At 70.8% G+C, this 18019-nt stretch carries 16 protein-coding genes; 12 read left to right on the top strand and 4 right to left on the bottom strand.

The window, feature by feature from the left end:
- The first annotated feature begins 3 nt into the window (after positions 1-3).
- From HDC37_RS03125 to HDC37_RS03110, 4 genes are read left to right on the top strand one after another with little or no spacing between them, the layout of a single operon-like run.
- Positions 4-1710, top strand: coding sequence for a phospho-sugar mutase (locus HDC37_RS03125; RefSeq protein ID WP_179559109.1), 1707 nt, complete (start codon positions 4-6; stop codon positions 1708-1710).
- Positions 1707-3122 carry an MFS transporter gene (locus tag HDC37_RS03120; protein WP_179558900.1) on the top strand — a complete coding sequence of 472 codons (1416 nt, stop codon included), beginning with the start codon at positions 1707-1709 and terminating at the stop codon, positions 3120-3122. The genes HDC37_RS03125 and HDC37_RS03120 overlap by 4 nt, the downstream gene beginning before the upstream one ends.
- A 43-nt stretch (positions 3123-3165) precedes the next feature.
- Positions 3166-3750: a GNAT family protein gene (locus tag HDC37_RS03115; RefSeq protein ID WP_308472065.1), complete on the top strand. Its 585-nt coding sequence runs from the start codon at positions 3166-3168 to the stop codon at positions 3748-3750.
- Entirely contained in the window at positions 3702-4961 is a 1260-nt protein-coding gene (locus HDC37_RS03110) for a hypothetical protein (RefSeq protein ID WP_179558898.1), read from the top strand. The genes HDC37_RS03115 and HDC37_RS03110 overlap by 49 nt, the downstream gene beginning before the upstream one ends.
- 368 nt (positions 4962-5329) lie before the next feature.
- Here the strand turns inward: HDC37_RS03110 and HDC37_RS03105 are convergent, their stop codons facing one another.
- On the bottom strand, positions 5330-7261 hold the full coding sequence (locus HDC37_RS03105) for a transcription antiterminator (protein ID WP_179558897.1): 1932 nt from the start codon (positions 7259-7261) through the stop codon (positions 5330-5332).
- A gap of 120 nt (positions 7262-7381) precedes the next feature.
- Here HDC37_RS03105 and HDC37_RS03100 point away from each other — a divergent pair, with 120 nt between their 5' ends.
- The 8 genes from HDC37_RS03100 (at position 7382) to HDC37_RS03070 (ending at position 15027) form a co-directional block, all read left to right on the top strand.
- Positions 7382-7819, top strand: a complete 438-nt coding sequence (locus tag HDC37_RS03100; protein ID WP_306457530.1) for a PTS sugar transporter subunit IIB — start codon at positions 7382-7384, stop codon at positions 7817-7819.
- Between the two features lie 43 nt (positions 7820-7862).
- Positions 7863-8138 carry an HPr family phosphocarrier protein gene (locus HDC37_RS03095; protein ID WP_179558896.1) on the top strand — a complete coding sequence of 92 codons (276 nt, stop codon included), beginning with the start codon at positions 7863-7865 and terminating at the stop codon, positions 8136-8138.
- A gap of 71 nt (positions 8139-8209) precedes the next feature.
- A complete protein-coding gene (ptsP, locus tag HDC37_RS03090; RefSeq protein ID WP_374939130.1) occupies positions 8210-9856 on the top strand; it encodes a phosphoenolpyruvate--protein phosphotransferase in 1647 nt (548 codons plus the stop codon).
- Positions 9853-11409 (top strand): PTS mannitol transporter subunit IICB, encoded by a 1557-nt coding sequence (locus HDC37_RS03085; protein WP_257021240.1) that lies wholly within the window; start codon positions 9853-9855, stop codon positions 11407-11409. The genes ptsP and HDC37_RS03085 overlap by 4 nt, the downstream gene beginning before the upstream one ends.
- 111 nt (positions 11410-11520) lie before the next feature.
- Positions 11521-11958 (top strand): PTS sugar transporter subunit IIA, encoded by a 438-nt coding sequence (locus HDC37_RS17040; protein WP_257021239.1) that lies wholly within the window; start codon positions 11521-11523, stop codon positions 11956-11958.
- On the top strand, positions 11955-13109 hold the full coding sequence (locus HDC37_RS03080) for a mannitol-1-phosphate 5-dehydrogenase (RefSeq protein ID WP_179558894.1): 1155 nt from the start codon (positions 11955-11957) through the stop codon (positions 13107-13109). The genes HDC37_RS17040 and HDC37_RS03080 overlap by 4 nt, the downstream gene beginning before the upstream one ends.
- 70 nt (positions 13110-13179) lie before the next feature.
- Positions 13180-13995 (top strand): alpha/beta hydrolase, encoded by an 816-nt coding sequence (locus HDC37_RS03075; protein ID WP_308472064.1) that lies wholly within the window; start codon positions 13180-13182, stop codon positions 13993-13995.
- 591 nt (positions 13996-14586) lie between these two features.
- Entirely contained in the window at positions 14587-15027 is a 441-nt protein-coding gene (locus HDC37_RS03070) for a DUF559 domain-containing protein (protein ID WP_179558892.1), read from the top strand.
- A gap of 116 nt (positions 15028-15143) precedes the next feature.
- Here the strand turns inward: HDC37_RS03070 and HDC37_RS03065 are convergent, their stop codons facing one another.
- The 3 genes from HDC37_RS03065 to HDC37_RS03055 are packed head-to-tail and all read right to left on the bottom strand — an operon-like array spanning position 15144 to position 18013.
- Entirely contained in the window at positions 15144-16259 is a 1116-nt protein-coding gene (locus HDC37_RS03065; protein ID WP_179558891.1) for an adenosine deaminase, read from the bottom strand.
- Between the two features lie 33 nt (positions 16260-16292).
- On the bottom strand, positions 16293-17603 hold the full coding sequence (locus HDC37_RS03060) for a thymidine phosphorylase (protein WP_179558890.1): 1311 nt from the start codon (positions 17601-17603) through the stop codon (positions 16293-16295).
- Complete coding sequence (locus tag HDC37_RS03055) at positions 17600-18013, bottom strand: cytidine deaminase (RefSeq protein ID WP_308472081.1); 414 nt, start codon at positions 18011-18013, stop codon at positions 17600-17602. Before HDC37_RS03055 ends, HDC37_RS03060 begins: the two co-directional genes overlap by 4 nt.
- Positions 18014-18019 lie beyond the last annotated feature (6 nt).

The following is an 18019-nucleotide window of genomic DNA, read 5'->3' as shown; positions in this document are numbered from 1 at the left end:
CCGGTGGCACCGGAGGTGATCGCGCTGGCACGCGCCTGGCGCGACCAGGATCCCGATGACGAGACCCGCGCCGAGCTCGACGGCCTGATCGCGCGCGCCGAGGCGGGCGACGACGCAGCGGACGCCGAGCTGCACGACCGCTTCGGCGCACGCCTCGCCTTCGGCACGGCGGGTCTTCGCGGTGAGCTGGGCGCAGGCAGCAACCGGATGAACCGGGTGCTGGTCGCGCAGGCTGCGGCGGGGCTCGGGGCGTACGTGCTCGCGCAGGCCGGCGGAGCGGCCGGTGCTGCGGGCGCTGCCCCGCTGGTCGTGATCGGCTACGACGGGCGTCGGAACTCCGACGTCTTCGCCCGCGACTCCGCCGAGATCATGGCGGGCATGGGTGTGCGCGTCGTCGTCCTCCCCCGGCTCCTTCCCACCCCCGTGCTCGCCTTCGCCGTGCGCCACCTCGGCGCCGACGCTGGCGTCATGGTCACGGCGAGCCATAATCCGCCGAACGACAACGGCTACAAGGTGTACCTCGGAGGCTCGCACGGCGGATCGCAGATCGTCGCGCCCGCCGATGCCCTCATCGCCGCCGAGATCCAGCGCGTGGCCGACACCCGGCGGGTCGACGAGCTGCCGCGCTCGGACGGGTGGGAGCTCGCCGGCGAGGACACCGTCGACGCCTACATCGCCGCGACCGCACGGGTCGCGCCGGCCGGGCCGGGTGCGTCCGGGCTCCGCTGGGTCTACACCGCGATGCACGGCGTCGGGTGGGAGACGCTGTCGAAGATCCTCTCCGCGGCGGGCTACCCGGCGCCGATCCTCGTCGAGCAGCAGACGGCCCCCGACGGGCGCTTCCCGACGGTGGCCTTCCCCAACCCCGAAGAGCCCGGGGCCATGGATCTGGCCTTCGAGACGGCGCGCGCCGCGGGCGCGGAATTGGTCATCGCGAACGATCCCGACGCCGACCGGCTCGCGGTGGCCGTGCCCGACCCGACCGCCGAGGACGGGTGGCGCCGGCTCACCGGCAACCAGGTGGGGCTGCTGCTCGGGTGGCGGGCCGCGCGCGCGGCGGCGGCCGACGCGGGGTGCGAGCCGGCGGCATCCCTCGCGTGTTCGCTCGTTTCCTCTCCCGGCCTCGAAACCGTCGCCCGTCACTACGGCCTCGACTTCCACGCGACCCTCACGGGTTTCAAGTGGATCTCGCGAGCGCCGGGCATCGTCTACGGCTTCGAGGAGGCCCTCGGATACCTCGTCAACCCCGAGACCGTCCGCGACAAGGACGGGATCTCCGCCGCGGTCGCCCTGCTCGGCATCGTCGCCGACGCGCGCGCCGAAGGCCGCACGCTCGCCGACGTGCTGCGCGAATTCGACGAGACCTTCGGCTTCTTCGCCAGCGACCAGATCTCGGTGCGGGTGGACGACCTCGGGGCGATCGACCGGGTGATGGCGGCGCTGCGCGCCGACCCCCCCGCCCGCATCGGCACGATCGCCGTCGAGCGCTTCGAAGATCTCAGCCAGGGCGTCGGTGATCTGCCGCCCGGCGATGTGCTGAGACTGTGGCTCGCCCAGGGCGCCCGGGTCATCGTGCGGCCGAGCGGCACCGAGCCGAAGCTCAAGCTCTACCTGGATGTCCGCGGCTCCTCGTCCGCCGATGCCGCCGCGCAGGTCGCCGACCTCGCCGCGGGCGCCCGCGCACTTCTCGCGCAGATCGAGGGGCGATGACGTCCGACGCAGCCGCCGACCCCGCAGACGCACCGCGCTGGCCGCAGAACGTCATCTTCTTCCTCAGCGGCCAGACCGCGAGCCTCTTCGGCTCGATGCTCGTGCAATACGCCGTCTTCTGGTACCTCACGATCACGTACGAGTCGGGGCTCATCATGACCCTAGCGGCCGTCTTCGGCTTCCTGCCGCAGGCGATCGTGTCGATCTTCGGCGGCGTGTGGGCCGACCGGCACAACAGGAAATTCCTGATCATGGGGGCGGATGCCGCCATCGCGGCCACCACGCTCGGGCTCGCGCTGATCATGCTGACCGGGTACGACGACCTGTGGTTGGTCTTCCTCGCCCTGGCGATCCGCTCCGCCGGCGCCGGGATCCAGATGCCGGCCGTGTCGGCGCTCATCCCGCAGATCACCCCGACGCGTCACCTCATGCGGGTCAACGGCCTCAACGGGTCGATCCAGTCGGCGATGGCGCTGCTCGCCCCCGCCGCGGCCGGCGCGATCTACGCCTGGTCGTCCGCAGCGACCGGCGGCTCAGCGGCATCCCTCGTCCCGATCTTCTTCATCGACGTCGTCACCGCCGTCATCGGGATCGGCTTGCTGGCTGTCATCCCGGTGCGGGCGGTGAGGCGGGCGGAGGGAGCGCCGACGGCGTACTTCGCCGACCTCGTCGACGGAGTGCGCTACATCGCCCATCACGCGTTCGTGCGGTGGCTGCTGATCGTCTTCGCGATCATCTTCCTGCTCACCGTCGCCCCGTCGAACCTGACCCCGCTGATGCTCGTGCGCTCGTTCGACGCGGGTGAGCAGCAGAACGTCGTGAATCTGGCGGTGCTCGAGATCGCCTTCAGCATCGGGATGACTCTGGGCGGCGTCGTGGTCGCCACCTTCTTCGCACGGCGGAGCCGGATCGGCCTCATCGTGGTGTCGTCGCTGGTGTTCGGCGGGCTGTCGGTGGGCCTCGGACTGTCGCCGAACGTGTGGGTGTTCTTCGGCTTCATGTTCCTCGTCGGGTTGGCGGTGCCGTTCTTCTCGACCCCGTCGATGACCCTCCTGCAGGAGACCGTCGAACCCGAGCGGCAGGGCCGCGTGTTCGGTTTCGTCGGCATCGTCATGGCCGTGGCCATGCCGATCGGGATGGTGTTCTTCGGTCCTCTCGCCGACCGGGTGCCGATCGAGACCCTCCTGGTGGCCGCGGGTGTGCTGACGTTCATCGTCATCGGGTTGGCGGTCACCGTGCCGGCGGGGCGCCGGGCGATCGTCGCCGCACGGGCGGCATCCCGTGCACCGGATCCGGCGACCGGGGCCGTGATGGTCCAGGCCGCGATGGGTGAAGCCTCGGGGGCCGGCGGCCGCGACGGTGACAGGGGCGGGGCCGGTGGCCGCGACGGCGACGTGGGCGAGCGCGCGTAGGCAACGAAGCCGTCAACGGATGCGCGCGCGTAGGCTGACGGGCGTGCTGCTGACCGACTCCGTCGTCCTCGAAGGCCCTCACGTTCGACTCGAGCCCCTGGCGATGGAGCACGCCGCCGATCTGCGTCGCGCCGCCGAGGGCCTGGAGCATGCGTGGTATACCTCCGTCCCCTCCCCGTCGGGCGTGGACGCCGAGATCGCACAGCGGGTGGCGTGGCGCGATCGCGGAGAGATGAACCCCTGGGCGATCCTTCGCGCCGACATCGGCGTGGCCGTCGGCATGACCACCTTCTGCAACATCGATCAGGCCAACCGACACGTGGAGATCGGCTACACCTGGCTGGGCCTTGCGGCGCAGCGCACGGCGGTGAACACGGCCGCGAAGCTGCTCCTGCTCGGGCACGCCTTCGAGGCGTGCGACGCGATCGCCGTGGAGTTCCGCACCCACTTCCACAACCGGCAGTCGCGCGCAGCGATCGAACGGCTCGGCGCAAAACTCGACGGGATCCTGCGCAACCACCGCCTCGGCCCCGACGGGTCGCTGCGCGACACCGCGGTGTACTCGATCCTCCCGCACGAGTGGCCGGCCGCACGGCTGGGCCTGCAGGCGCGGCTGCGCCGCGGCTGACCCAGGCCTCGCCGCTGCGCCCGCTCCGCCACGGCGCGCCCTGCTCCGTCTCTGCCGGGTCCGGCCGGGTTTGGGGCGGATCTTTTCGTTCGGGGCGCGTCGATTTCGCCCCGAACGGACGCACCCGCCCCGAACGGGCACGGTGCCGGGAGCTCAGGGCGACACACCTCTCCTGCACAACCACGGGTGCGGTGCGAGTTGTCCACGAGTGGGCGCCGAGAACCGCGCCAGGCGCCGCGACCGCGAAGACTTCAACGGTGCCGTCGCCTCTGGACATCCGTTCCTGGCCCGAACTGCGGGAGTCCGGCGTCTCCCGCCATGCTTTGGACCGGATGTTGCGGGAGGGGCGGTGCGTGAAGGTTCGCCCGGGTCTCTTCGTCCAGGATGAGGCGTGGCGATCTGCCACGCCGGAATGCCGGGTCGTGACGCTCGCAACAGCGCTTGACCGCTCCTCTCGCAGTCGTCCGCTCTTCAGTGGCGAAACGGCCGCTGCCCTCCATGGTCTCGGCCTGTATCTTCCTGCCACCGACCGCGTGCACGTCATTAGTCCGGAGCACAGGCCCGGATCGCCGCTCGGCGTCGTCCGTCACCGCGGCGATATCGCCGATACCGACGTCGTTGAGCGCTGCGCGGTGCTGTGCACGTCCCTCGAACGCACTGTGGCCGACTCGGCGCGCACTCTGGCGTTCGACCGCGCGGTGACCATCGCGGACGCCGCGCTGAGACTCCGCTTCGTCACGGGACCGGGCAGCTATGACATCGACGCCGCGGCGGCCTTCAAAGAATCGTGCCTTGCGATTGCACGACAGTCCGCCCACGGCGCGTGGCGCGCCGAGCGTGTCTTGGGCTTCGCGGACGGAAGAGCCCAGCTGCCGGGCGAGAGTGTGGGCCGCGTGCGCATGCGGGAGCTGGGGTTCAGTCAGTTCATCCTGCAGGTTCCCATCCTCACCGCGAGGGGCCGCTTTTACGTGGACATCGGACTTCCCGAGGTCGACGCGCTCACCGAGTTCGACGGCACGATCAAGTATGTGGACGGTTCGCTCACGCGTGGACGCTCCGCCGCTGACATCCTCGACACGGAGAAGCAGCGCGAGGACCTTGTGCGCGGTGTGACGCAGAGTCGCTTCGTCCGGTACGGGTGGCCGCACATCGGCACGGCGCGCGACTTGGGCCGGCGCTTCGCGCAGTTCGGGATCTCCCCTCCGCGGTGACGAACCGGGGCGACCTCATCTCGCCGGCCCGGGCGGCCTAGTCTCGCCGACCCGGGCGACCTCGTCTCGCCGATCGGGGCGGGTTCGTCTCGCCGATCGGGGCGGGTCATTCCGTTCGGGGCGGAAACGTCGCGCCCCAAACGGAGGAATCCGCCCCAAACCTTGGGGAAAGGCGAGGCGGGGGCGTGCGGAGACGGACGCGGAGCGCTCGGGGCGCCCCGTTCCGTTCGGGGCGGAAACGTCGCGCCCCAAACGGAGAAATCCGCCCCAAAAATCCGGGAAGGAACCCGGAAGGTGCCCCGGGGCGGGCGGGCGCCGGCGGGCAGGCCGGCACGCCGACGGGCGGACCGGCGGGCCCGCGGGAGTCCCTAGCCGTCGATGACCGCCACGAGCTCGTCGAGGAACGCAGGGAAGTCGGTGCCCCGCCGGACGATCCGCGACACACTCTCCCGCTCGGAGAAGACCTCGACCAGCTGCTCGAACACCGTCTGGAAGGCCTCGCGGTCCTCCTCGGAGAAGGCCACGAGAGCCACGACCTGCACCCGCGAGTCCCCCCAGGGAATCGACCCCTCGGCGACCCCGACCGCGATGGCGGTGCGCGTCGCGGTCATCCCGATCGCGTGCGGCACGGCGAGCGCATCGGTGAACGCCGTCGACGACATCCGCTCCCGCTGGATCGACCGCTCGACGTAGTCGTCGTCGATGACGCCCTGCGCGACGAGCATGCCGCCGAGACGGCGGATGACCCCCTCCTCGCCGGTGCCGTCGACTTCGAGCCCACGCACGAAGGCGTCGGCGGGGAAGTACCGCTCGAGCTCGGTGCGCAGCCGCGCCAGGCGTCGTGCGCGCCGCACCCGGCCCGCCGCGGCCTGCACACGCTCGACGTCGGCGTCGGTGAGGAACGGCTGGATCCGAACGATCCGCTCCCCCGCCACCGGCGCGTCGATCGTCGTGAGCACGAGGTCGGTGCCCAGGTTCTCCCAGTCGGGGTCGACCCGCGTCTCGACGCCGACGACCTCGATCGCCTGGCCGAGCGAACGGTCCACGCTCGATCGGAGGAGCTCGTGCAGCTCGTAGTACCCCGGGCAGACGATCGTCGCGGTGAGCAGCTGTGCGTTCTGGCGGCTCCGCTCGAGTCGGCCTCCGACGTGCATCGCGATGTAGGCGATCTCGTCGTCGGGGAGGGGGAAGCCGAGCTCGGCGTCGAGCTCGCCGGCGATGTAGACGGCGAGCTCGAAGATCATCGGGTACGTCGACTTCAGCGACCGGGTGAGCGGATTCCGCGACCACGCCTGGTCCTGTGCGCGGTGCCGCAGGTTCTGCACATGCAGCGCCAGCCGGGTGATGAAGTCCTCGTCGTCGATGTCGACGAGGAACTCCCGCGCCGCCCTCCCCACCGCCGTCCGCACCGCCGCCTCGACCTGCGGGTCCAGCGACGGCCGCGCCCGCGTCTGCACGGCCTCGCCGCCGGGCGCGATGACGCGGGTGAGCACGAGCGCCGCGAGGTGCTGCACGTCGCCCTCTCCCAGCCGCACACCGAAGTGCTGCTGCACGAGGCGCTCGATCACGGCCGCGACGTCGGCACCGGCGACCTCGCCCGCCGCAGGATCATGAGAGAGCGGATGCCGGTGGGCGACCCGGTCGGCGGCGATGGCGATGTGCATGACGACGTCGGCGATGCCGAGCTCGTTGACGTAGTACCCGAGGCCCCCGAGCTCGGTCACGAGGTCGGACTTGAACGCGCCGAACGCGTCGGCGTCGACCGCGGTGCCGGCGAGGCTCCGCCGCAGGGCGCCGAGGTCGAAGGCCCCGGCGTCCATCTCGTCGTGCGCGAGCCTGCTCAGCAGGCGCCGCCGGGCCATCTCACCCCCGCGCAGTCGCGCCGTCGACGCCGAGCGCTCCAGCGTGAGTTCGGTGCCGCTGAGAAGACCCCGCACCCGGGCGAGGTCGGCCTCGAGCGTGGCGGGGCTGACGTGCAGCTGCATCGCGGTGTCGAACAGGTCGATCCCGGCGTCGGTGTCGAGCAGGCCCCGGATGACGGTGTGCAGGCGATCGCGCGGCGTCCCGGCATCCGTCCCCCCGCCCGCCCGCAGGGCCGCGGCACCCTCGGGTCCTGCCCGGTAGCCGAGCGGACCCGATTCGATCGCGATGCCGGGGGCGATGCGGGCGTTGATGGAGGTGACGTACGACCGGATGCTGCGGGGCGTGACCCCGAGCGCGTCGGCCAGCGTCGCCGCCGTCGCCCAGGTGCCGTCCCGCAGCAGCAGCGTCAGCAGGCGATCCTGCCTGGCTCTGGTCACAGCCACCCCTCCGCCGGGCCGCCGTGCCGCGGTCCGGATCGAGCACCAGTCAACCACGCCTGGGTCCGCCAGGCCGGGGCGGCAGGCAGGGGTTTCCGCCCGGGCGGAAGAATGCGTGACTTGTCGGCACTCAGCGCCTTCACAAGAATCGCTCACGAGGAGGGCGGATCGATGCGGATCCTTGTCGTGTGTGGAGCGGGTGCGTCCAGCACCTTCGTGGCGCAGCGTGTGCGTCGCGCCGCACAGGATGCGGGACTGCCCTGGACCGCCATCGCCGGGACCGAGCAGTCGTTCCCGATCGACCTCGATGCCGGCGACGTGATCCTCGTCGGTCCGCACCTGGCCGATGCGCTCCCGCGCATCGAGCAGGCGGCGGGCGCGCGGATGACGACGGTGGTTCTGCTGCCCGACGACATCTTCGCCGACCTCGACGGCACCCGCACGCTGGACCTGGTCCGTCGCGCGGTCGCCGTCACCGCGTCGGACGTCACCGCGTCGGACGTCACAGCGTCGGGCGTCTCGACGGATGCCGGGGCCGAAGACCCCGCGCACACCTGACTCCCTACGAGTCGGCTCACGAAAAACGAGGAGAGGAAACCCCATGGCCCCCCTGACCCGCACGGTGCGCATCGGATCGTCGCACGGGCTGCACGCCCGCCCCGCCAAGCTCTTCGCACAGGCGGCGAAGGAGGCCGGCATCCCCATCACGGTGGCCAAGGGCTCGGGCGAGCCGGTGAACGCCGCGAGCATCCTCGGCGTCATCTCGCTGGGCGTCGACCAGGGCGACTACGTCACGCTCACCGCCGACGGAGACAACGCCGAGAGCGTGCTCGATTCGCTGAGCGAGCTGCTCACCACCGACCACGACGCGGCGTGAGCACCGTGGCACGCACCGAGATCCGCGGGGTCGGGATCGGGCTGGGCGTCGCCCAGGGCCCGGTGGCCCGCATGGCCGAGCCCCTTCCCGCCCCCACCGACGAGCCGAGCACGATCGGCGAGGCCGCCGAGCGCGCGCGCGTCGATGAGGCTGTCGCCGCGGTCGCCCGTGAGCTGGAGGAGCGCGCCGAGCAGGCCGGCGGCGCCGCACAGGACGTGCTCGAGGCGCAGGCGATGATGGCCGAAGACCCGACCCTGTCCGACGAGATCGGCGCCCGGCTGGCCGAGGGCAAGACGGGCGAGCGCGCGGTGTTCGAGGCGTTCGCCGCGTTCCGCGATCAGCTCACCGCCGTCGGCGGTTATCTCGGCGAGCGGGCAGCCGACCTCGACGACGTCGCGCAGCGCGTCATCGCTCGTCTGCGGGGCGTCGCAGCTCCGGGCGTGCCCGAGCCAGGGCATCCGTTCGTCCTCGTCGCGAAGGACCTCGCCCCCGCCGACACCGCGCTGCTGGATCTCGACCAGGTGCTCGCCCTCGTGACCACCGAGGGTGGACCCACCTCGCACACCGCCATCCTCGCCCGAGAGAAGGGGATCGTCGCGGTCGTCGGCGCCGCCGGCGCCGCCGCGCTCGCCGAGGGGCAGAGCGTGATCGTCGACGCCGCCGCCGGCGTGGTCACCGCCGACCCCACCGACGACGAGCTCCAGCGGGCGCGCGTGCGGGCCGATGCCCGGACGAACGCCGCGTCGGCACCGATCACCAACGGCGCCCTGGCCGACGGTACACCCGTGCCGCTCCTGGCGAATCTCGGCAAACCCGACGGCGCCGCCGAGGCGGTCGCCCTCGGCGCCGAGGGCGTGGGCCTGTTCCGCACCGAGTTCCTCTTCCTCAGCGCCTCCTCGGCGCCGACGGTCGAGCAGCAGCGCGCCAGCTACGAACAGCTGCTGCGGGCGTTCCCCGGGAAGAAGGTCGTGGTCCGCGTGCTCGACGCCGGCGCCGACAAGCCCCTGCCGTTCCTCAACGACGCGCACGAGGAGAACCCGGCGCTCGGGCTCCGCGGCCTGCGGGCGCTCCGCGCGAGCGAGGACATCCTGCGCGAGCAGCTCACGGCCCTGGCGGAAGCGGATGCCGCGACGCGGCGATCCCCCGAGGGCCCGGCCGATCTGTGGGTCATGGCGCCGATGGTCGCCACCGTCGAGGAGACGACGTACTTCACGGCGCTGGCGAAGGAGTACGGCATCCGCACCGCAGGCGTCATGGTGGAGGTGCCCTCCTCGGCGCTCCTCGCCGACCGCATCCTCGCCCACGCCGACTTCGCCTCGATCGGCACGAACGACCTGACCCAGTACACCCTCGCCGCCGACCGGCTGCTCGGTTCGGTCGCGGGATTCCAGGACCCGTGGCATCCGTCGGTCCTCCGCCTCATCCGCGAGGTGGGCGATGCCGGACGCGCCCACGGCAAGCCCGTGGGGATCTGCGGCGAAGCCGCCGCCGACCCCCTGCTGGCGGTCGTGCTGGTGGGGCTCGGTGCGACGAGCCTGTCGATGGCGCCGAGCGCCCTCGCCGACGTGCGCGCCACCCTCCTGCAGTACACCCTCGACGACGCACGCGCGATCGCCGAGGCTTCCCTCGCCGCGGACAGTGCCGCGGCAGCCCGAGATGCGGCCCTCCTCGCCACCGAACGCGGGGCCGCGACCACAACGAAGGAGACACAGCAATGACAACGACGTCTGCCCCGGCCAAGAAGCCGGGAGGAGTGCGAGTCGGCGTTCAGCGTTTCGGAACGTTCCTGTCCGGCATGATCATGCCGAACATCCCCGCGCTCATCGCATGGGGCATCTTCACCGCGTTCTTCATCGAGGTCGGATGGACGCCCAACGCCGACCTCGCGACGATCGTCGGCCCCTTCATCCACTACCTGCTGCCGATCATCATCGCCTACACCGGCGGCACGATCGTCTACGGCGTGCGCGGCGGCGTGGTCGCCTCGATCGCCGTCATGGGGGCCATCGCCGGGTCGGACAAGCTGATCGCCGACATCAACGCGACCCTCCCCGCCGACAACCAGCTCGGCGAGGTGCACATGTTCATCGGCGCGATGATCATGGCGCCGCTGGCGGCGTACACGATGAAGTGGCTCGACAGCCTGTGGGACGGCAAGATCCGCGCCGGCTTCGAGATGCTCGTGAACATGTTCTCGGCCGGCATCTGGGGCTTCGTGATGGCCGTCGTCGGGTTCTACCCCATCGCGTGGCTGGTGAACGGCCTGATGACCACCCTCAGCAACGCCGTGGACTTCCTCGTCGAGGCGAACCTCCTGCCGCTGACGAGCATCATCATCGAACCGGCGAAGGTGCTCTTTCTGAACAACGCCATCAACCACGGGGTGCTGACCCCGCTCGGCATCCAGCAGGCCGACGAGCAGGGCGCGTCGATCCTGTTCCTCCTCGAGGCCAACCCCGGACCGGGTCTCGGCCTCCTGCTGGCGTTCGCGATCTTCGGACTCGGCGCTGCCCGCGCCTCGGCGCCGGGTGCCGCGGTCATCCAGTTCTTCGGCGGCATCCACGAGGTGTACTTCCCCTACGCGCTGATGAAGCCGGCCGTCATCCTCGCCCTGATCGCCGGCGGCATGACCGGTGTCACCACCAACATGCTTCTCGGCGGCGCGCTTCGCGCGCCGGCGGCTCCCGGAAGCATCATCGCCGTGATGCTGCAGACCGCGAACGGCGCCTACTTCGCGGTCATCCTCTCGGTCATCCTGTCGGCGGGCGTGACGTTCCTCATCGCCGCGGTCATCCTCCGGGCCTCGCGCAAGCGCGACCTCGAGGCCCTCGCGGCGACCGACGACGCCTTCGGCGCGGCGATCACCCAGACCGAGGCGGCCAAGGGCAAGTCCTCCGACGCGCTGTCGAACCTGCGCGGCGGCGCGGCCACCCAGGCAGGCGGCGGCGTGGAGCCGGCGGTCATGACCGAGCGCGAGGTGAAGAGCATCGTCTTCGCCTGCGACGCCGGCATGGGTTCCTCGGCCATGGGCGCCAGCGTCCTGCGCAACAAGATCAAGAAGGCCGGTATCGAGGACGTGACGGTGGTCAACAAGGCCGTCGCTGCGCTCGATGAGTCCGCCGACCTGGTGATCACGCAGAACCAGCTCACCGATCGCGCGCGCCGCCAGACGCCGAACGCGATCCACGTGTCGGTGGACAACTTCATGAACTCGCCCCGTTACGACGAGGTCGTGGAATTGGTGCGCGATCAGCACAAGGATGGTGCGTAAGCATCTGCCGAACCAGGATGCCGGGGGCCGACGCGTGGACGCGCAGCTCCCGGCATCCGTCATCACCACCTGCGACAACGACGCACGACGACACGACCGAAAGGCGAAATCATGGCACGTGAGGTCCTCACCCCGGGGCAGGTCCGCATCCACGCCGGCAGCGCGACGCGCGAGGAGGCGATGCGCGAAGCCGCCGAGATCCTCGAGTCGGTCGGCGCCGTCACCGGCGCCTACTTCGACGCGATGCAGCAGCGCGAGCAGACCGTCTCGACCTACATGGGCAACGAGCTGGCCATCCCGCACGGGACGAACGAGACCAAGGACACCATCCTCGAGTCCGGTCTGTCGGTCGTCCGCTACGACGGCGGCGTCGACTGGGGCGGCGAGCAGGTCACGTTCGTCATCGGCATCGCCGGCAAGGGCGACGAGCACCTCGAGATCCTCTCGCGGATCGCGCTGCTGTTCTCCGAGGAGGATGACGTGGCACGGCTGAAGACGACGTCGACCGCGCAGGAGCTGTACGACGCCGTCGCGGCGGGCGTGGAATGAAGGCGGTTCACTTCGGCGCCGGCAACATCGGGCGGGGCTTCGTCGGCCTGCTGCTGCACGAGGGCGGCTACGACGTGGTGTTCTCGGATGTCGCGGGGGCGCTCGTCGACGCCATCAACGACGTATCGGAGTACACCGTGCACGAGGTCGGGGAGGGCGGCCGCGATCACGTCGTCAGCGGGTTCCGCGCGATCAACAGCGCCGAGCACCCCGACGAGGTCATCGAGGAGGTCGCGGGAGCGAACGTGGTGACCACGGCGGTCGGCCCGACCATCCTGCGCTTCGTCGCTCCGCACCTGGTCGCGGGGCTGGCGCTGCGCGACCCCTCCTCGCCGCCGCTGCAGATCATGGCCTGCGAGAATGCCATCAACGCCACCGATCTGCTGCGCGAGGAGATGATCCAGGCCGCGGGCGAGGCCTGGGGGGCGCTGGAGGCCCGCGCGGTGTTCGCGAACACCGCGGTCGACCGGATCGTGCCCGAGCAGCCCGCAGGTGCCGGGGTGGATCTCACGGTCGAGCCGTTCTTCGAGTGGGCGATCGAGCGGCATCCCTTCGGCGACCACCCGCCCACGATCCCGGGCGCACACTTCGTCGACGACCTCGCGCCGTACATCGAGCGGAAGCTGTTCACCGTGAACACCGGGCACGCGGCGACGGCGTACTTCGGCGCGCAGGCGGGGGTCGAGCGGATCGCGGACGCGCTGGCCGACCCTTCCATCGCCTCGGCGGTGGCGGCCGCGCTGAAGGAGACCTCGGCGGTGCTCATCGCCAAGCACGAGTTCTCTCCCGAGGAATTGGCCGAGTACCGCGCGACGATCCTCGCCCGGTTCGCCAACCCCGCCCTGCCTGATCACGTGCGTCGCGTGGCACGGCAGCCGCTGCGGAAGCTCTCGCGCAACGAGCGATTCGTCGGACCGGCGGCGGAGGCCGCAGAACGCGGATTGTCCGTGGACGCGCTCGTTGCGGCGATGGGGGCGGCGCTGGCGTTCGACGATCCCGACGACCCGCAAGCGGTCGAGCTGCAGGCCATGTTGCGCACGCAGGACGCCGACGCGGTGACCACCGCCGTCACCGGGCTCGAGGCCGCGCACCCGCTGTACGAGCGCGTTCGGGATGCGGTCGCCGCCCGGCAGGCGGCGCTCGCGGGCTGATCGCGGCGCGGTGGGCCCGGTCGGGCACGCGGGCGGTCGGTCGGTGGGCCGGCGGCGGTACGCTCAGGGAGTGTCATCGGGGTCTGCCGACAGGTCAGCGGAGCGGTCTGCCGACCCGTCCGGTGCCACGGCGCCCCGGCCGCGGCGCCGGTGGCGGCGTGTGCTGGCGTGGGTGCTCGCATCGCTTGCTCTGCTCCTCCTTCTCGCTGTCGGGGGGCTCGTCGTGTGGAGCCAGGTCGGTGTGATGCAGGCCGAGGCTGGTCCGCTCGCGGACGTGCAGAGCAATCCCGAAGTCACCTTCACCGACACCTCGACCGCCGTCATCCTCGAGCCCGCCGGCGGGCCGGGAGAGGTGGGCCTCGTCTACATCCCCGGCGCGAAGGTCGAGGCCGCGGCATACGCGGCGACCATGGCCGACGTCGTGGCGGAGGACGGGGTGACGGTCGTCATCACGAAGCCCTGGCTGAACCTCGCCTTCTTCGACCTGCGCCCTCTGTCGGCGTTCACCGACCTCGTGCCCGGAGTCGAACAGTGGATCGTCGGCGGCCACTCCCTCGGCGGCGTGAGGGCGTGCCAGCTCGTCGGTGATGCCGACGCGCTGGCGCTCTTCGCGTCGTACTGTGCGGGCGACATCTCTGAGTCGGACCTGCCGGTGATCAGCATCGCCGGCAGCGACGACGGCCTGTCCACACCCGAGCAGATCGCCGACGCGCGGCCGCTGCTGCCGGAGGACGCCGTGATGGCGGAGATCGAGGGCGCCAACCACGCCGCCTTCGGCGCCTACGGCCCGCAGGCAGGCAACAATGAGGCGACGATTACGCTGCCCGAGATGCGATCCGAGCTGGCGGGCCTCCTCGCCCCCTTCGTCGCGGCCTTCCCCCGCTGACCCGCGGCGCAACTCCTCACATTTGGCGTGCGAAGACCCGAACCAGGGTCATTCCGGCGCTGTCAGCGTAGATTCTGCGGAGTTATGCAGGTCGCGTCCTCTCCTGCACAAGACCGCCGGTCGCTGATCCGTACACCGATGCGGGACGCGGCCGTCCAGACCCGCACCGTGGCGCTTCTGCTAGAGGTCATGCAACGTGACAACGGCTTCGCCACGCACATTCTCTCCGCGACGTTCCTGAGCGCGCGGGGTCTGGCGGAGCGCGGGGTCAGTCGCCACGGCGTCGACCGGCTGCTGCAGGAAGGCCGGCTGATCAGAGTCCGACGGGACAGGTATGTCAACTCTGCGATGTGCGCCGAGCTCCAGCAGGCAGCGCGATACGGGGGCCGTCTGGACTGCGTTTCCCTGCTCTCGCTCCTGGGCGCGTTCGTGCGAACGTCGACGGGGATCCACGTCCAATTCGATCTCGGCGCAAGTCGACTTCCCGCACGACCCCGCACCGTCACCCCGCATTGGCGGGTATCCCGTCAGCCACGAGCGTCGATGTCAGCGCCATTGATCGAGGCCCTCGCCCAGGCCGTGAAATGTCAGATGCCTCGCGACGCAGTCGCCACGCTCGACAGCGCCTGGCACCTCGGATTCATTTCGGAGATCGACATCGCCGAGATCTTCGCTCTCCTCCCCCGTCGCTATCGGCATCTTCGCCGACTCCTCGATCGCCGCAGCGAATCGGGCCCTGAGACCCTGATGCGGCTCCTCCTTCGCGGGCTGGGCCGCGACGTTCAGATCCAAGTGGATATCCCCGGCGTAGGAAGGGTGGACTTCGTCGTGGACGGGTGGCTCATCGTTGAATGCGACAGCAAGGCTCATCACGCGGGGTGGGACGCTCAGCGACGCGACCGGCGCCGTGATATCGCCGCGGCATCACTCGGCTACACCACCATTCGCCCGCTGGCCGAAGATCTCCTCTACGCCTACGACGCCACAGCAACCGCTCTCCGAACCGTCGTTCTCAAACGCCGAGCGCCTTGACGCGTGTCCCTAACTCCTGCACATCGCGGGTGACAAGCCCGAAAACGGGGGTTTCGGGGCCGCGGCCGTGGATTCTGCAGGAGTTGGGCACCCGGCACGCAGGCGACCGGCCTCGCCTAGCGGTCGAAGCCCTCGGAGATGAGGTCGATGAGCTCCTCGCGCTGCTCCACGGGGAGGAAGGCGCCCGCAGCGGCGTTCATCTGGAACGCCTCGAGGTCGTCGAGCCCGTAGTCGAAGGCCTGGGCCAGCAGCGCGAGCTCGCGCGTCAGCGACGTGCGGCTCATGAGCCGGTTGTCGACGTTGACCGTCACCGCGAAACCCAGCTGGTAGAGGAGGTCGAACGGGTGGTCTTCGAAGTCGGTACCCCACCGCTGGATCGCCCCGGTCTGCAGGTTCGACGAGGGCGACAGCTCCAGCGGGATCTCGCGGTCGCGCACCCACCGGGCGAGGTCGCCGAATTCGACGAGCACCTCTTCGCCCGAGCGCTCGACGATGTCGAGATCCTCTGCGATGCGCACGCCGTGCCCCAGCCGCAACGCCCGGCCGTCGAGGAGCGCCGACCGGATCGACTCCAGCCCCGCCGCCTCGCCGGCATGCACCGTGACGGGGAAGAACTGTCCTGCGAGGTAGTCGAACGCCTTGCGGTGCCGCGACGGGAGGAAGCCGTCCTCGGGGCCGGCGATGTCGAACCCCACGGCGCCGCGCCCCCGCCACTCCACCGCGAGCCGTGCGATCTCGTGCGACCGATCGGTGTGGCGCATGGCGGTGATGAGCTGGCCGACGCGGATGTCGCGCCCCGCGTCAGCGGCGAGATCCTCGCCTTCCTCGATGCCGTCCTGCACCGCCTCCACGACCTCGTCGAGGGTCAGGCCGCCGCCCAGGTGCTGCTCGGGCGCCCACCGCACCTCGCCGTAGATCACACCGTCGGCCGCGAGGTCCTCGACGAACTCGCGTGCCACCCGCGTGAGACCCTCGCGGGTCTGCAGCACCGACAGCGTGACGTCGAAGGTCTTGAGGTACTCCACCAGAGACCCCGAGTCGCTCTTCTCGGCGAACCACTCCCCCAGTGCGTCGGCGTCGTCCTCGGGGAGGTCGACATCGGCGTCGTCGGCGAGCTCCACGATCGTCGCGGGCCGCAGCCCGCCGTCGAGGTGGTCGTGCAGGGAGATCTTGGGCAGGCTCCGCAGAGACACACCCTCCAGCTGGGCGTCACCGTGCTGATCGATGGCCATCGTGTTCCTCCGGGGGTTGGGGCGAGCGGCGAATCAGATCGAGTCGGCGGTGATGCGTTCGCGAACGAGGGATGACGCGGGAGGCGCGTCTTCGCCAATGTCCCACGCCCCCTCGACGGCGTCCAGTGCCCGGGAGAAACGCGCCGGGTCATCGGCAGAGAGGGTGAAGACGGGTGCGCCTTCGGCGACCCGGTCGCCGGGCTTGACGTGCAGGTCGATGCCGGCCGCATGGACGACGGCGTCCTCGGCGCGGGCGCGGCCCGCACCCAGGCGCCACGCGGCGATGCCGAACGGCAGGGCCTCCATACGGCCGACGATGCCGCTGCGCGGCGCGGTGACCGTGTGCGTCTCGCGTGCCGTGGGGAGCGGGGCGTCGGGGTCGCCGTCCTGCGCGCGGATCATCGCCCGCCAGACATCCATCGCCCGACCGTCCTGCAGGGCCGCCGCCACGTCGGCATCGGGCTGCCCGGCGAGGGCGAGCATCTCCCGCGCCAGCGCGACCGTCAGCTCCACGACGTCGGCAGGCCCGCCGCCGGCGAGCACCTCGACCGACTCGCGCACCTCGTTGGCGTTGCCGATCGCAAGGCCCAGCGGCGTGTCCATGTCGGTGAGGAGCGCCGTCGTCGCGACCCCCGAATCGGTGCCGAGTCCGACCATCGTGCGCGCCAGCTCGCGCGCCCGGTCGATGTCCTGCATGAACGCTCCCGAGCCGAACTTCACGTCCAGCACCAGCGCGGCCGTCCCCTCCGCGATCTTCTTGGACATGATGCTCGATGCGATGAGCGGAATAGCCTCGACGGTCCCGGTGACATCCCGGAGGGCGTACAGGCGCTTGTCCGCCGGCGCCAGCCCCGAACCCGCCGCGCAGATGACCGCTCCGACGTCGCGCAGCTGCGCGTGAAGCTCATCGTTCGTCAGCGCGGCGCGCCATCCGGGGATCGACTCCAGCTTGTCGAGGGTGCCGCCGGTGTGGCCGAGCCCGCGACCCGAGAGCTGCGGAACCGCCACGCCGAACGCCGCGACGAGCGGCGCGAGCGGCAGGGTGATCTTGTCGCCGACGCCGCCCGTGGAGTGCTTGTCGACGGTGGTCTTGCCGAGGCCCTGAAAGGTCATTCGCTCGCCGGAGGCGATCATCGCGTCGGTCATCACGCGGATCTCATCCCGCGACATGCCGTTGAGCAGCACCGCCATCGTGAACGCCGACATCTGCGCGTCCGAGACGAACCCACGGGTGTAGGCGTCGATCATCCAGCGAAGCGCATCCTCGGGAACGGCGCCCCCGTCACGCTTGGCGCGGATGACGTCGACGGCGTCGAAGGGCTCGGGCGCGGCGGTGCCGCTCATCGCGCCGACTCCGACTCGCGGCCCGGTCGCGCGTCGAGGTCGCGCGGGCCGAAGGCATCGGGCAGCACCTCGTCGATGGTGCGGATGCCCGAGACGGTCTCCAGCAGCATCCCGGGGATCGCGTGTTCGAACAGCAGCTGCCGGCAGCGCCCGCACGGCATGATCGTCTCGCTCTCGCCGTTGACGCACACGAACGCAACGAGCCGACCCCCGCCGGACATGTGCAGCTCGGACACCAGCCCGCATTCGGCGCACAGGGTGACGCCGTAGGAGGCGTTCTCGACATTGCACCCCGCCACCACGCGTCCGTCGGAGACGAGCGCCGCCGCACCGACGCGATAGCGCGAATACGGGGCGTAGGCCCGCGATGCCGCCCCGATGGCGACGGTTCTCAAATGGTCCCAGTCGATGTCGAC

The sequence above is a fragment of the Microbacterium sp. AK009 genome (genome assembly GCF_013410955.1).
Lineage (GTDB): Bacteria > Actinomycetota > Actinomycetes > Actinomycetales > Microbacteriaceae > Microbacterium.
Note: the sequence above shows the minus strand (reverse complement) of the source record. Positions and strands in the feature narration are given on the sequence as shown.

Excerpts from the sequence above, each read along its gene's own strand:
- ptsP (WP_374939130.1), top strand. The coding sequence starts at position 8,210 with ATGGCCGAGCCCCTTCCCGCCCCCACCGACGAGCCGAGCACGATCGGC.
- HDC37_RS03080 (WP_179558894.1), top strand. The coding sequence starts at position 11,955 with ATGAAGGCGGTTCACTTCGGCGCCGGCAACATCGGGCGGGGCTTCGTC.
- HDC37_RS03065 (WP_179558891.1), bottom strand. The coding sequence starts at position 16,259 with ATGGCCATCGATCAGCACGGTGACGCCCAGCTGGAGGGTGTGTCTCTG.
- HDC37_RS03085 (WP_257021240.1), top strand. The coding sequence starts at position 9,853 with ATGACAACGACGTCTGCCCCGGCCAAGAAGCCGGGAGGAGTGCGAGTC.
- HDC37_RS03070 (WP_179558892.1), top strand. The coding sequence starts at position 14,587 with ATGCCTCGCGACGCAGTCGCCACGCTCGACAGCGCCTGGCACCTCGGA.
- HDC37_RS17040 (WP_257021239.1), top strand. The coding sequence starts at position 11,521 with ATGGCACGTGAGGTCCTCACCCCGGGGCAGGTCCGCATCCACGCCGGC.
- HDC37_RS03120 (WP_179558900.1), top strand. The coding sequence starts at position 1,707 with ATGACGTCCGACGCAGCCGCCGACCCCGCAGACGCACCGCGCTGGCCG.
- HDC37_RS03095 (WP_179558896.1), top strand. The coding sequence starts at position 7,863 with ATGGCCCCCCTGACCCGCACGGTGCGCATCGGATCGTCGCACGGGCTG.
- HDC37_RS03060 (WP_179558890.1), bottom strand. The coding sequence starts at position 17,603 with ATGAGCGGCACCGCCGCGCCCGAGCCCTTCGACGCCGTCGACGTCATC.